The sequence below is a fragment of the Rhizobacter sp. P1_G5 genome (assembly GCF_056405435.1).
In genome coordinates, this window is sequence record NZ_JBFUCB010000121.1 from 1 (window position 1) to 12191 (window position 12191).

General features: G+C 69.2%; 14 protein-coding genes. 9 read left to right on the plus strand and 5 right to left on the minus strand.

Annotated elements, in window-relative coordinates; genetic code table 11:
• Together AC1D12_RS11320 and AC1D12_RS11325 are read right to left on the minus strand one after the other, a co-directional pair.
• The coding region (locus AC1D12_RS11320) for an FAD-dependent monooxygenase (RefSeq protein ID WP_477840474.1) at positions 1 to 178 on the minus strand (178 nt) is incomplete at its 3' end.
• Positions 175 to 1017 (minus strand): IclR family transcriptional regulator domain-containing protein, encoded by an 843-nt coding sequence (locus AC1D12_RS11325; RefSeq protein WP_047508989.1) that lies wholly within the window; start codon positions 1015 to 1017, stop codon positions 175 to 177. The genes AC1D12_RS11325 and AC1D12_RS11320, both read right to left, overlap by 4 nt.
• Positions 1018 to 1175: 158 nt before the next feature.
• Between AC1D12_RS11325 and pcaH the strand changes: the two genes are divergently transcribed.
• Positions 1176 to 1868, plus strand: coding sequence for a protocatechuate 3,4-dioxygenase subunit beta (gene pcaH, locus AC1D12_RS11330; protein WP_477840464.1), 693 nt, complete (start codon positions 1176 to 1178; stop codon positions 1866 to 1868).
• 11 nt (positions 1869 to 1879) lie between these two features.
• Positions 1880 to 2398 carry a peptidase associated/transthyretin-like domain-containing protein gene (locus tag AC1D12_RS11335; RefSeq protein ID WP_465110731.1) on the plus strand — a complete coding sequence of 173 codons (519 nt, stop codon included), beginning with the start codon at positions 1880 to 1882 and terminating at the stop codon, positions 2396 to 2398.
• An 18-nt stretch (positions 2399 to 2416) separates the two neighbouring features.
• Here the strand turns inward: AC1D12_RS11335 and AC1D12_RS11340 are convergent, their stop codons facing one another.
• Genes AC1D12_RS11340 through AC1D12_RS11350 form a run of 3 tightly spaced genes read right to left on the minus strand, consistent with a single transcriptional unit; the run spans position 2417 to position 4895 of the window.
• Positions 2417 to 3409, minus strand: coding sequence for a Gfo/Idh/MocA family protein (locus AC1D12_RS11340; RefSeq protein ID WP_477826201.1), 993 nt, complete (start codon positions 3407 to 3409; stop codon positions 2417 to 2419).
• Positions 3406 to 4425 (minus strand): NAD-dependent epimerase/dehydratase family protein, encoded by a 1020-nt coding sequence (locus AC1D12_RS11345; RefSeq protein WP_477826200.1) that lies wholly within the window; start codon positions 4423 to 4425, stop codon positions 3406 to 3408. The genes AC1D12_RS11340 and AC1D12_RS11345 overlap by 4 nt, the downstream gene beginning before the upstream one ends.
• A complete protein-coding gene (locus AC1D12_RS11350) occupies positions 4422 to 4895 on the minus strand; it encodes an Lrp/AsnC family transcriptional regulator (RefSeq protein WP_047508983.1) in 474 nt (157 codons plus the stop codon). Before AC1D12_RS11350 ends, AC1D12_RS11345 begins: the two co-directional genes overlap by 4 nt.
• A 127-nt stretch (positions 4896 to 5022) precedes the next feature.
• Here AC1D12_RS11350 and rocD point away from each other — a divergent pair, with 127 nt between their 5' ends.
• The 7 genes from rocD to AC1D12_RS11385 all read left to right on the plus strand — a co-directional run.
• Positions 5023 to 6309, plus strand: a complete 1287-nt coding sequence (gene rocD / locus AC1D12_RS11355) for an ornithine--oxo-acid transaminase (protein WP_477840466.1) — start codon at positions 5023 to 5025, stop codon at positions 6307 to 6309.
• 94 nt (positions 6310 to 6403) lie between these two features.
• A complete protein-coding gene (locus AC1D12_RS11360) occupies positions 6404 to 7375 on the plus strand; it encodes a hypothetical protein (RefSeq protein ID WP_477826536.1) in 972 nt (323 codons plus the stop codon).
• Positions 7376 to 7519: 144 nt separating this feature from the next.
• Positions 7520 to 8740, plus strand: a complete 1221-nt coding sequence (locus AC1D12_RS11365) for a methyl-accepting chemotaxis protein (protein WP_477840468.1) — start codon at positions 7520 to 7522, stop codon at positions 8738 to 8740.
• A gap of 27 nt (positions 8741 to 8767) precedes the next feature.
• The gene (locus AC1D12_RS11370) at positions 8768 to 9136 is read left to right on the plus strand and encodes a response regulator (RefSeq protein WP_477840470.1); all 369 of its coding nucleotides are present in this window, start codon (positions 8768 to 8770) and stop codon (positions 9134 to 9136) included.
• Positions 9133 to 9432 (plus strand): STAS domain-containing protein, encoded by a 300-nt coding sequence (locus AC1D12_RS11375; RefSeq protein WP_465110737.1) that lies wholly within the window; start codon positions 9133 to 9135, stop codon positions 9430 to 9432. Before AC1D12_RS11370 ends, AC1D12_RS11375 begins: the two co-directional genes overlap by 4 nt.
• A 22-nt stretch (positions 9433 to 9454) precedes the next feature.
• A complete protein-coding gene (locus AC1D12_RS11380; RefSeq protein ID WP_477826538.1) occupies positions 9455 to 11581 on the plus strand; it encodes a chemotaxis protein CheA in 2127 nt (708 codons plus the stop codon).
• Between the two features lie 44 nt (positions 11582 to 11625).
• Positions 11626 to 12191 (plus strand): MCP four helix bundle domain-containing protein (locus tag AC1D12_RS11385; protein ID WP_477840472.1); only part of this gene is annotated, 566 nt, incomplete at its 3' end.

A 12191-nucleotide genomic window follows, 5' to 3' on the forward strand; every position in this document is an offset into this window, starting at 1 on the left:
CCATCAGGTCGACCGTGCCCTGCTCGAGCACGCCGGCGCGGATGCGGCCCAGCACGTAGGCGGCGCTGCGCTGCTCGAGGATCACCGCATCGATGCCGGCCTGGTGCAGCCGCTGGCCCAGCAGCAGCCCCGCCGGCCCACCGCCGACGATGGCTACTTGTGTGCGGGCCGTTGTCACAGCACCGTGCGCAGGCTCGCCTGCGCGTGAAGCAAGGCCGGCAGCGAGCCTTCGACCAGCTGGTCCATCGTCACGCGCGCCGCATGCACGCTGACGTTCATCGCCGCGAGCACCTCGCCGCGGTGGTTCTTCAGCGGCACCGAGATCGTGCGCAGCCCGAGCTCCAGCTCCTGGTCCACCGTCGCATAGCCCTGCGAGCGGGTGCGGGCGATCTCCAGGCGCAGCCGCTCCGGCAGCGTGATGGTGTTGGGCGTCAGCGGCTCCAGCGCCTGGCGGGCGATCCACGCGTCGACCTCGGCCTGCGGCAGCGCGCTCAGCAGCACGCGGCCGTTCGCGGTGCAGTACGCCGGCACGCGCGTGCCGGGCTGCAGCGTCGACGACACGACGCGGCCGGCGCTGGTGGCGGCGATGCAGATCACGTCGTTGCCATCCAGCACGCCGGCCGACGAGGCCTCCTTCAGCGCGTAGGCCAGCTTGTGCAGCTCCGGCTGCACGATGCGCGGCAGCCGCGCCGAGTGCATGTAGCTCTGGCCCATGCGCAGCACCTTCGGCGTCAGCGCGTACATCTTGCGGTCGCTGTTGACGTAGCCGAGGTACTCCAGCGTGATCAGGTAGCGGCGGGCGGCGGCGCGGGTCAGGCTGCAGCGCGCGGCGACCTCGCTGATCGTGAGCCGTGGCCGGTCCTGGTCGAAGGCCTCGATCACCGCGAGGCCCTTCTCGAGGCCGGCGATCAGGTCGCGCTTGTTGGGACCGGCGGCGGTGGTGGTGGAGGACGGTGCCTCGGCGAGGTCGCCGGCCGGGTCGTCGTCGTCGGGAAGCTGCGGTTCGCGAGCATTCATCAACTGCTACTCCGATGTGCGCCAATCGCCCACGGCGGGCGCTGTGTCGACGCGATCGATGCGCAACCCCTTGTGGTGCGGATCAATGTAGCCTACCTTTCGCGCGTTGCAGCTGCCGCCGGGCCTTCGTGGGCGATTGGCGGATCAAGGAGACAGCGATGCAGTTCGACGAGGTGGCCCCGGGCGTGTACCCGAGCCTGATCCATCCCCCCTACCAGTCCACCCGCAGCCGGGGCCCGATGCAGCCGCCGTTGCGCGTGAAGGCACCGGCGCCGGCACGCGACGGCGTGCGTTTCTCTCCGGCGCTGGTCGGCCCGAAGGACCTCGACCTGACGGCTCACGGCAGCAGCGCACCGCTCGGCGAGAAGATCATCGTCAGCGGCCGCGTGGTCGACGAGGACGGCCGCCCGGTGCGGCGCTCGCTGCTCGAGGTGTGGCAGTGCAATGCGGCCGGCCGCTACTGGCACAAGAAGGACCAGCACGATGCGCCGCTCGACCCCAATTTCCACGGCATCGGCAAGATGTTCACCGACGACGACGGCCGCTACCGCTTCGTCACCATCAAGCCGGGGCCGTACCCGTGGGGCAACCACGACAAGGCCTGGCGACCGGCGCACATCCACTTCTCGCTGTTCGGCAACGTGCTGGCGCAGCGGCTGGTGACGCAGATGTATTTCGCGAACGACCCGCTGTTCGCGTTCGATCCCATCTTCCAGAGCATTCCGGATGCCGCGGCGCGAACCCGCCTGGCCGCGCACCTGAACATGGACCACACCGACGGCGGCAACGCCCTCGGCTACGACTTCGACATCGTGCTGCGCGGCCGCCACGCGACGCCGATGGCCCTGTGAGCACCGAAGCCATGACGAGCAGGATCACTTCATCGCAGACCATCGGTCCGTTTCCGCACGAGGGTTGGCGCTGGGCCGCCGAGCTGTCGCAGCTGGGGGCCACGGCCACGACCTGGATCACGATCGGCGGCACGCTGTTCGACGGGCAGGGCCAGCCGGTGAGCGATGGCTGGGTCGAGGCCTGGTCACCGGCTGCGGCGACGGGCGAGCATGAGCGCCCGATGCCCGGCTTTCGCCGTTGCCCGACCGGCGAGCGGGGCGAGTTCCGGATCGAACTGGCCGCTTCGCCGCAGGCCGCCCCGGGCGAGCCGGCGGCCTGGATCACGCTGTTCGCGCGCGGCCTGCTGAAGCACCAGTTCTGCGCGGTGTTCCTGGCCGATGCGCCGGGGCTTGCGAGCTCGGAACTGCTGGCGCAGGTGCCGGCGGCGCGCCGCGACACGCTGCTCGCGCAGCGCCAGGCCGATGGCAGCTACCGCTGGGACATCCACCTGCAGGGCGAGCGCGAGACGGTGTTCCTCGATTTCGAGTGAGCGTGCGGGGCCCGGGTGTCAGCGGTTCGCCGCCGCGTGCGCGCGGGCGAGCAGCGCGTCCATCGCGACGGCCTGCGCGATCGAATCGTCGAGCGTGATGCGCACCGCCTCGTGGCCGAGCGCCGCCGCCTCGAAGTGCCGCACCATCAGCGCATACGGGTCGCAGGGCGCGAAGCGCTCGACGTGATCGCCGATGCGCAGCACCGCCTCGACGTCCTTCCAGCCGAACGGCGTCTCCAGCCGCAGGATGCCGTCGCGCAGCAGCGCCTCGAACTGCGTGTGCGGCGGCAGCGAGAACGCGCAATCGAAGTGGCCGGTGACGTCGCCGTGCGCCGTGTCGAAACGCAGCATCGCGTGCGCCGCATGGTCGACGCGGCCGCCTTCGGCATCGGGCGGCGTCAGCCCGGCCGCGACGCCGAGCACCACCGGCTCGACGCCGGCCAGCCACCGCATCACGCTCAGCGGATAGCAGCCCAGGTCGTACAGCGCGCCGCCGCCCATGCGGCGGCTCCAGCGCACGTCGGCCGGGTCGTGCAGCGTGTAGGTGAAGTGGCTGCGCATCCATTTCAGCGGGCCCCAGGCCTCGCCGCGCACCAGCGCCTGGGCGCGCGCGAGCTGCGGGTGGAAGTGGTGCATGAAGGCTTCCATCACCAGCCGCCCGGCGGTGCCGGCGGCGGCCTTCATCCGGCGCGCCTCGTCGGCGCTCAGCGCGAGCGGCTTCTCGCACAGCACGTGCTTGCCGGCTTTCAGTGCGGCCAGCGTCAGCGGCAGGTGCGCATGGTTGGGCAGCGCGATGTAGACCGCGTCGATGTCGTCGCGGGCCAGCAATGCGTCGTAGCCGGTCGCGAGCGGGATCTCGTGCTTTGCGGCGTAGGCGGCGCCGCGGACTGGATCGCTGCAGCCGACCGCGACGATCGGGCTGCCGGTGCTGCGGAAGGCCGGGATCAGCGCCGATGCGGCGATGCGGGCGGCGCCGATCAGGCCCCAGCGGAGGGTGGGTGGAGAGGTCATGGCCGTGGTGGTGCGAGCTTCGCCCATCGTGCCAGCAAATCCCGTTCTCGCTCCACCGTCAGCTTGCCATCGCGCCGCGAATCGCCGAGCGCGGGGATCGGCTCGGCCAGGATGTCGGCTGCGGTGTCCAGCAACGGCCGCGTTTGCAGCCCCGCCGCTCGCGCCCGTGTCACGCTCACTGCGAGGAAGCCCTGCGAATCCGCCTCGCTCGCCGGGATCCACAGCGGCAACTCGGTCCACAGGCGCACGCCTTCGGCCTGCAGGAAGGTCTCGCCGACGAGCCGTGGGGTCGCCGGCGCGTGCCCCGCGTGCACGGCCGCGGTGATGCAGGCGTCGATCATCTGCGGCCAGGTCAGCGGCCCGTCGACCGGGCCGGTCGCGTTGAAGTCGCCGCGCGTGCCGCGCTCCAGCAACCGCAGCATCCACGCGGCGAGGTCGCGCACGTCGATCATCTGCAGCGGCGACGGCGCCTCGGGCACCAGCATCGTGCCGCCCGCCGCGGCGCGCCACGGCCAGTGGCTGAAGCGCCCGGTCGGGTCGCCGGGGCCGACGATCAACCCCGGCCGCACCACCAGCGCCCGCTCGCCCCACGCCGTGCGCAAGGCCGCCTCGCAGGCCGCCTTCTGCGCCCCGTAGTGTGCGGCGCTGCGGTCGTCCGGCGCCACGCCGTCGAACGATGCCAGCGGCGCCCGCTCGTCTTCACCCGGCCGAACGAGCGACGCATACGCCGACACGCTCGAGACGAACAGGTACTGCCCCGCATCGGACAAGGCCTCGGCGCTGAGGCGCAGGTCACCCGGCAGGTAGCCGCAGGTGTCGACCACCGCATCGAAGCGCCGGCCCTGCAGCGCACCGAGATCGCGCTGCCGGTCACCAACGATGCATTCGACGCCCGCCGGCCAGGCACGGCGCGCCCGCCCGCGGTTGAACACCGTCACCGCATGCCCCGCCGCGCAGGCCGCATCGACCACGGCCGCACCGAGGAACACGCCGCCACCGAGCACCAGCAGCCTCATGGCGACACCGGCAACGGCGACGGCGCCTTCACCTCTTCCATGCAGATCATCGAACGCACGTCGTCGACGCCGGGCACCTGCATCAGGCGGTCGGTCAGGAACTGGCTCAGGCTCTTCAGGTCCTGCGCGACCACCTTCAGCAGGTAGTCGCTGTCGCCCGACACCGTGTGGCATTCGAGGATCTGCGGGAAGGCGCGGATGTCGGCCTCGACCTCGCGCACGCGGCCGAACTGACCGCCGTCGATGTTCAGGCTGACGTAGGCCATCACACCCAGCCCGAGCGCCTGCGGATCGACCTGCGCGCGGTAGCCGCGGATCACGCCGCGCTCCTCCAGCGCGCGCACGCGGCGGAAGCACTGCGGTGCCGACAGGTGCACCTGCGCCGCCAACTCCACGTTGCTGGCGCGGCCATCGGCCTGCAGGGCTTCCAGAATCTTGCGGTCCAGGCCGTCAATCGCTCCACCGTTCATCGCTTCGCCTTCATTGATGCATGAATCGTGCGTCAACGGCGGCAAGGATGCAAGTTTTGGAAAGCAAATTTCGCCGCCGCATCTCTAGACTGTGAGCGTTCGCTATGCATTCAGACCAGGAGTTGACATGACCACCGCCGCCCGCGCCGCCGCCCTGCAAGCCCGCCACGCCGCCCCGCAGGAATCTCCGATCACGCTGGAGCAACGCCACGGCGCCCACAACTATCACCCGCTGCCGGTCGTGCTGACGCGCGGCGAGGGCGTGCACCTGTTCGACGACCGGGGCCGGCGCTACCTGGACATGATGTCCGCCTACTCGGCCGTCAGCTTCGGCCACAGCCACCCGGAGCTGGTGCGCGCGCTCACCGAGCAGGCGCAGACGCTGGCCGTGACGAGCCGGGCCTTCCACACCGATCGGCTCGGTCCCTTCCTACAGACACTGTGCCGCATGACCGGCATGGCGCGGGCGTTGCCGATGAACAGTGGCGCCGAGGCGGTGGAGACCGCGATCAAGGCGGCGCGCAAATGGGCCTACAAGGTCAAGCGCGTGCCCGAGGGCCAGGCGCAGATCCTCGTCGCCGAGGGCAACTTTGCCGGCCGCACCACCACCATCGTCGGTTTCTCGACCGAGGCGCAATACCGCGACGGCTTCGGCCCGTTCGCGCCGGGTTTCAACGCGGTGCCGTTCGGCGATGCGCGGGCCCTGGAGGCCGCGATCACGCCGCACACCGCCGCCTTCATCGTCGAGCCGATCCAGGGCGAGGCCGGCATCATCGTGCCGCCGGCCGGCTACCTGAAGGCGGTGCGCGAGATCTGCACGAAGCACGACGTGCTGATGATCTGCGACGAGGTGCAGACCGGCCTCGGCCGCACCGGCCGCCTGCTGGCCTGCGAGCACGACGGCGTGCTGCCCGACGGGCTGGTGCTCGGCAAGGCGCTCGGCGGCGGGCTGCTGCCGGTCAGCGCGTTCCTGGCGCGCGAGGACGTGATGGCGCAGTTCACCCCCGGCGACCACGGCAGCACCTTCGGCGGCAACCCGCTGGCGGCGGCGGTCGGGCTGGCGGCCCTGCAGCTGCTGGAGCGCGAGCAGCTGGCGCGCCGCGCGCAGGAGCAGGGCGAGTACCTGATGGCCCAGCTGTGGAAGCTGCGGCATCCGGCGATCACCGACATCCGCGGGCGCGGCCTGCTCGTGGGCGTGCAGATCGATCCGGCGTTCGCGAGCGCACGCGAGGTCTGCGAGCGGCTGATGGACGAAGGCGTGCTGACCAAGGACACGCACCACACCGTCGTGCGGCTGGCGCCGCCGCTGGTGATCGAGCGGGCGCAGGTCGACGAGGCGGTGGGGGCGCTGCGGCGGGTGCTGCTGGCGATCGATGCGAAGGCGGGGGTGCGGGGCAAGGCTGTCGTGGCCTGAAGGTGCTTCGGCGGGCTGTGTCTGCGGGCGACGGAACGAACGGGCGGTCGCGGTGACAGAGCGTCTGTCAAAACACTGCTCCTGGAGCTCACCGATGTCCGTTCAGACAGTCACAGCCCGTCCTTCCGTGATGTGGGAGCCCATCTCCATCGACGACTACGATGTCTACTCGCGCTTGCATGCGGGGCGGCTTGCGTCGCGCGAGTATGCGAGCGCTGTCCTCTCCATGCTGGTCCGGGGCAGTCAGCTTCCGGCCGGCCTGGTCGACAGGTCCTTTTCGTGGCTGAGGGTCGTGGACCAGGAATTCTGTCGAGGCGAGGGGCTCATCCGGGAACTCGGAACAGATATCGGATTGAAGAGGGATCCCGTGGGAGAGGCCTTGCGTCCGCTGAAGCGGGTCATCAATGAAAGCGAAAGCAAGTTCGGGAGGGCGAACGAAGAGCGCCAGCGCCGTCAAACGATATCGATGGTATGGGCGTCGACCCTCTGCGATGTCAAAGCAAAACTCGATGACGCAAGCAAGCGGGCCTGTTCCAGCCTCCCCCAGCGGCTTCACCAGGAGATCGGTGATTTGATCCGCGACTTTGAAGATGATCTCTGTGGCTACGATTGGCAAGCCTGTTGCGAGACCATGGCAGTGCTGGATCGCCTCGTCACCAGTGAGTTGGTGGTGTCGCCGAACGCGCACTCGCTCGGTCAGCGCAAGTTTCCAGAGAGCCGCCCGCGCGGAAACACCGAGCGCGCCCTGGTGTCATTGAGAACGCTCGCAGTCGACCATGCCGCAACCCTGGTCGAGCGGATGATGCTCCACCCGACACTTTCCGGGGTGCACGAGCAACTCAAGACGGCCGTGGACGTTCTTGAACGAGAGGCGACACGAGCGTCGGCAGATCTGGATGCGGCGATGAATGGGTTGATTTCAGAGTGGATCCGCGGCCTGAGATCGGCTGCGGATGGCGACGACGGAAGGTCGTACTGCAAAACCTTCACAGCATTGCGGCAAACCCTTGCGACATGGATTCACCAAGAGAGGAGTGAACGCCGGGGGACTGCCGAGCCTCTTTGACACGCTGTTCCGCGCCGACACCTTCGGGTTAACCCGAGTCCTTGTTACCGTCTCTTACACGCACTGCGCAAGGCCTGCACAGTTTTTGGCCTGCGCGTCGCACGTCGCGCTTTATTTCCGCGCCGGGCATGCCGACAAGTACGCATGTCCTCCTACAGCCTTCCCTCCGTGCAACAGGCGGCGCCCTCGGTGCCGTCCTCCAGCACCCCACCTTCCCGCCTGTCGCCGAGCGCGTTCGCCTGCACCGCGATGGGCCTGGCCGGCGGCATCGCCACCTGGGCCGCGAGCGGCTGGAACGGCTGGGCGTTGCTGGTCGGCGCCGGCCTCGGCATCGCCGGTGCGCTGTTCGACCGCCGCCAGGCCACGCTGCGCCGCCAGCAGCGTGACGCCACCGCGGCCTTCGTTGCCGGCACCGAGCGGCTCGGCCGCGAACTGCTGCCGGTCTGGGGCGGCCACATCGAAAGCTCGCGCGCGCAGATGGAGAGCGCGATCTCCGAGCTCGCGCTGCGCTTCGGCGGCATCGTCGACAAGCTCGACCAGGCGATGCGCGCCTCCAACCTCGCCGCCGGCAACATGCAGGGCAGCGACCAGGGCCTGGTGGCCGTGTTCGCGCACAGCAGCAAGGAACTGAACGGCGTGCTCGATTCGCTGCGCGCCGCGATGGCCAGCAACGGCGCCATGCACGACGAGGTGCAGAGCCTGAACCGCTTCGTCGCCGAGTTGCAGGAGATGGCCGCCGAGGTCGCCAACATCGCCTCGCAGACCAACCTGCTCGCGATCAACGCCGCCATCGAGGCCGCGCACGCCGGCGAGACCGGCCGCGGCTTCTCGGTGCTCGCACAAGAGGTGCGCAAGCTGTCGGCCGCCTCCGGCGAGACCGGCCGGCGCATGGCCGACAAGGTGGCGCTGATCGGCGACGCGATCGCCACCGCACGTCGCAGCGCCGACGCGTCGGCCGAGCGCGAGGCCGCGTCCATCGTCGCCTGCGAGACCACCATCAACAGCGTGCTCGGCGGCTTCCACACCGTCACCGATGCGCTGGTCGCATCGGCCGACGTGCTCAAGCGCGAGAGCGTCGGCATCCAGGGCGAGATCGGCGAGGCGCTGGTGCAGCTGCAGTTCCAGGACCGCGTCAGCCAGGTGATGTCGCACGTGCGCCAGAACATCGAGCAGCTGCCGGCCGAGCTGACGCGCAGCCGCGAAGGCTTCGAGCGCGACGGCGTGCTCCAGCCGGTCGACAGCGCCGCACTGCTGGCCCAGCTGGAGAAGACCTACGCGATGGCCGACGAGCGCCAGCTGCACAGCGCGCAAGCCGGGCAGGGCGCGCAGGCCGCGGATGCGAGCGAAGAGATCACTTTCTTTTGACAACGACAGACCGGGAAGCACAACACCATGGCCAAGAACATCCTGATCGTCGACGACTCCGCCTCGGTGCGGCAGGTCGTCAGCATTTCGCTGAAGCAAGYCGGCTACGACGTGATCGAGGGGGTCGACGGCAAGGACGCGCTGAAGCAGCTCACCGGCCAGAAGGTCCACCTGATCATCAGCGACGTCAACATGCCCAACATGGACGGCATCAGCCTCGTGAAGGCGGTCAAGCAGATGCCGGCCTACAAGTTCACGCCGATCGTGATGCTGACCACCGAGTCGCAGGAGGCGAAGAAGAAGGAAGGCCAGGAAGCCGGCGCCAAGGCCTGGGTCGTCAAGCCCTTCAAGCCCGAGCAGCTGCTGGGCGTCGTGCAGAAGCTCGTGCTGCCATGAGCTCTCTGCGCATCGAAGGCGAGCTGACGATCTATCGCGCCGCCGAACTGAAGCAGACGCTGCTCGCCGCCGTGGCGGAGCACGCCGAGCTCGAGGTCGACCTGTCGCAGGTCGGCGAGTTCGACAGCGCCGGGCTGCAGCTGCTGCTGCTGGCCAAGCGCGAAGCCGCTGCCGCCGGTCGCACGCTGCGCCTGGTCGACCACAGCCCGGCCGTCGTCGAGGTGCTGGAGCTGTTCGACCTGGCCGCGCATTTCGGCGATCCGCTGGTCGTCGGCTCCGCGCAGCGCGCTGCCTGACCTCTCCCTGGAAGGCATTCCGATGAACATGGACCAGGCCCTGCAGACCTTCTTCGCGGAAAGCCGCGAGCTGCTGGAAGACATGGAAGCCTCGCTGCTGCGCGTGCGCGAGGAAGACGAGCCGGCCGAGACGATCAATGCGATCTTCCGCGCCGCCCACACCATCAAGGGCTCGGCCGGGCTGTTCGGCCTCGACCAGGTGGTGGCGTTCACGCACGTCGTCGAGAGCGTACTCGACGAGGTGCGCGAAGGCCGCATCGCGGTCGACGAGCCGCTGGTCTCGCTGCTGCTCGCCTGCGGCGACCACATCGGCGCGCTGGTCGATGCGGTCGAGTCCGATCCGAACCAGGTCGACCCGGCGCTGGTGCAGCGCGGCGAGCCGCTGCTGCTGCGCCTGCGCGCGCACCTCGAGCCGTCGTCCGGCGCCGTCGTGGCGGCACCGGCGCCCGCGTTCGAACGCATCGCCGCCAATTCGCACGATGCCGACCTGTGGCACATCTCGCTGCGCTTCGGCCGCGACGTGCTGCGCAACGGCATGGACCCGCTGTCCTTCATCCGCTTCCTCGGCACGCTCGGCCAGGTGGTCGGCATCGTGACGCTGGCCGACGCGCTGCCGCCGGCCGCCGGGATGGACCCCGAGTCCTGCTACCTCGGCTTCGAGATCGCCTTCCGCAGCCAGGCCGACAAGGCGGCGATCGAAGGCGTGTTCGATTTCGTGCTCGACGATTGCACGCTGCGCATCGTGCCGCCGCACAGCCGCATCGGCGACTACATCGACCTCATCAAGGCGATGCCCGAGGAATCGGCGCGCCTGGGCGAGATGCTGGTGCGCTGCGGCACCGTGACCGCCCACGAACTCGAAGCCGCGCTCGCCGCGCAGGCTGAAGCCGTGCCGACCCCGCTGATCGGCACCGTGCTGGTCGAGCAGGGCCGCGTCTCGCCGCCGGTCGTCGAGGCCGCGCTCGAGAAGCAGAAGCGCGTGAAGGACGCGAAGACGCAGGAGAGCCAGTCGATCCGCGTCGACGCCGACAAGCTCGACCACCTGATCAACCTGGTCGGCGAGCTGATCATCGCGTCGGCCGGCGCCAGCCTGATCTCGCGCAAGACGCGCAACAGCGAGCTGCAGGAATGCCACTCGGTGCTGTCCGGCCTGGTCGAGGAGGTGCGCGACAGCGCGCTGCAGCTGCGCATGGTGAAGATCGGTGCCACCTTCAGCCGCTTCCAGCGCGTGGTGCATGACGTGTCGCGCGAGCTCGGCAAGGACATCGGCCTGGTCGTCAACGGCGAGGACACCGAGCTCGACAAGACCGTGGTCGAGAAGATCGGCGACCCGCTGACCCACCTGGTGCGCAACGCGATCGACCACGGCATCGATTCGGCCGAGCTGCGCGCCGCGCGCGGCAAGCCGGCCCGCGGCACGGTGATGCTGAACGCATTCCACGACTCCGGCAGCATCGTGATCGAGGTCAGCGACGACGGCGGCGGCCTGAACCGCGAGAAGATCCTCGCGAAGGCCGTCGAGCGCGGCCTGGTCGAGGCCGGCCGCACGCTGAGCGATGCCGAGATCTACGGGCTGATCTTCGAGCCCGGCTTCTCCACCGCCGAGAAGGTGACCAACCTGTCCGGACGCGGTGTCGGCATGGACGTCGTCAAGCGCAACATCGTCGCGCTGCGCGGCAGCGTCGGCATCGCCAGCACGCCGGGCGAGGGCACTACCGTCACGGTGCGGCTGCCGCTCACGCTGGCCATCATCAACGGCTTCCAGATCGGCGTCGGCAAGGCGGTGTTCGTCGTGCCGCTCGACATGGTCGACGAATGCGTCGAGTTCAGCGCGGAGACCGGCCACGACTACACCGACCTGCGCGGCGAGGTGCTGCCGTTCATCCGGCTGCGCGAGTTGTTCGACATCGACGGCCCGCAAAGCGCGCGGCCGAACATCGTCGTCGTCAAGCATGCCGGCCAGAAATTCGGCCTCGTCGTCGACACGCTGCTCGGCGAGGCGCAGACCGTCATCAAGCCGCTGTCGAAGATGTTCGGCCAGGTCCGAGGCATCAGCGGCTCCAGCATCCTGGGCAGCGGCGAGGTCGCGCTGATCCTCGACGTGCCGGCCCTGATGCAGAGCGCCGGCACGCCGGTCGCGGCCGCCTGAGTTCACCAGTTTTTGCCCCACCAGATTCCAGGGAGAACCACACCATGTTCAGCAACTTCAAGATCGGCGTCCGCCTGATCGCGGGCTTCATGCTCGTCGCCTCGATCAGCGCCGTGATCGGCTTCATCGGCATCTCCAACACCAGCCAGATGAACGAGCTGGCCGACAACATGTACACGAAGGAGCTGATGGGGCTCTCGTACATCAAGGAAGCCAACATCAACCTGATCTACATCGGACGCGCCCGTTCGAACTTCCTGCTGGCGAGCACGCAGGCCGAGCGCGACAAGCACATGGCGTCGATCGCGAAGAGCCTGGCGTCGATGAAGGACTACATCGAGAAGGCCAAGCCGCTGTTCGTCAGCGACCGCGCGAAAGAGGTCTTCACCGCGTTCGGCACGCTGTCGGAGGACTACCAGCGCGAGATGCAGCGCGCGCTGACGCTCGCGTCGGCGAAGAAGCTCGCCGACCGCGACGAGGTGCTGGCGCAGTCGCTCGACCTGGTGCGCGACAAGGCCAACAAGCTCGACGAGATGCTCGACGAGCTGATCCGGCAGAAGGAAGAGCGCGCCAAGGCGGCCGCCGAGCACACCGAGGGCCTGTACCGCAG

Coding starts and splice junctions, on each gene's coding strand:
- AC1D12_RS11325 (WP_047508989.1), bottom strand. CDS start 1,017: ATGAATGCTCGCGAACCGCAGCTTCCCGACGACGACGACCCGGCCGGC.
- pcaH (WP_477840464.1), top strand. CDS start 1,176: ATGCAGTTCGACGAGGTGGCCCCGGGCGTGTACCCGAGCCTGATCCAT.
- AC1D12_RS11335 (WP_465110731.1), top strand. CDS start 1,880: ATGACGAGCAGGATCACTTCATCGCAGACCATCGGTCCGTTTCCGCAC.
- AC1D12_RS11340 (WP_477826201.1), bottom strand. CDS start 3,409: ATGACCTCTCCACCCACCCTCCGCTGGGGCCTGATCGGCGCCGCCCGC.
- AC1D12_RS11345 (WP_477826200.1), bottom strand. CDS start 4,425: ATGAGGCTGCTGGTGCTCGGTGGCGGCGTGTTCCTCGGTGCGGCCGTG.
- AC1D12_RS11350 (WP_047508983.1), bottom strand. CDS start 4,895: ATGAACGGTGGAGCGATTGACGGCCTGGACCGCAAGATTCTGGAAGCC.
- rocD (WP_477840466.1), top strand. CDS start 5,023: ATGACCACCGCCGCCCGCGCCGCCGCCCTGCAAGCCCGCCACGCCGCC.
- AC1D12_RS11360 (WP_477826536.1), top strand. CDS start 6,404: ATGTCCGTTCAGACAGTCACAGCCCGTCCTTCCGTGATGTGGGAGCCC.
- AC1D12_RS11365 (WP_477840468.1), top strand. CDS start 7,520: ATGTCCTCCTACAGCCTTCCCTCCGTGCAACAGGCGGCGCCCTCGGTG.
- AC1D12_RS11375 (WP_465110737.1), top strand. CDS start 9,133: ATGAGCTCTCTGCGCATCGAAGGCGAGCTGACGATCTATCGCGCCGCC.
- AC1D12_RS11380 (WP_477826538.1), top strand. CDS start 9,455: ATGAACATGGACCAGGCCCTGCAGACCTTCTTCGCGGAAAGCCGCGAG.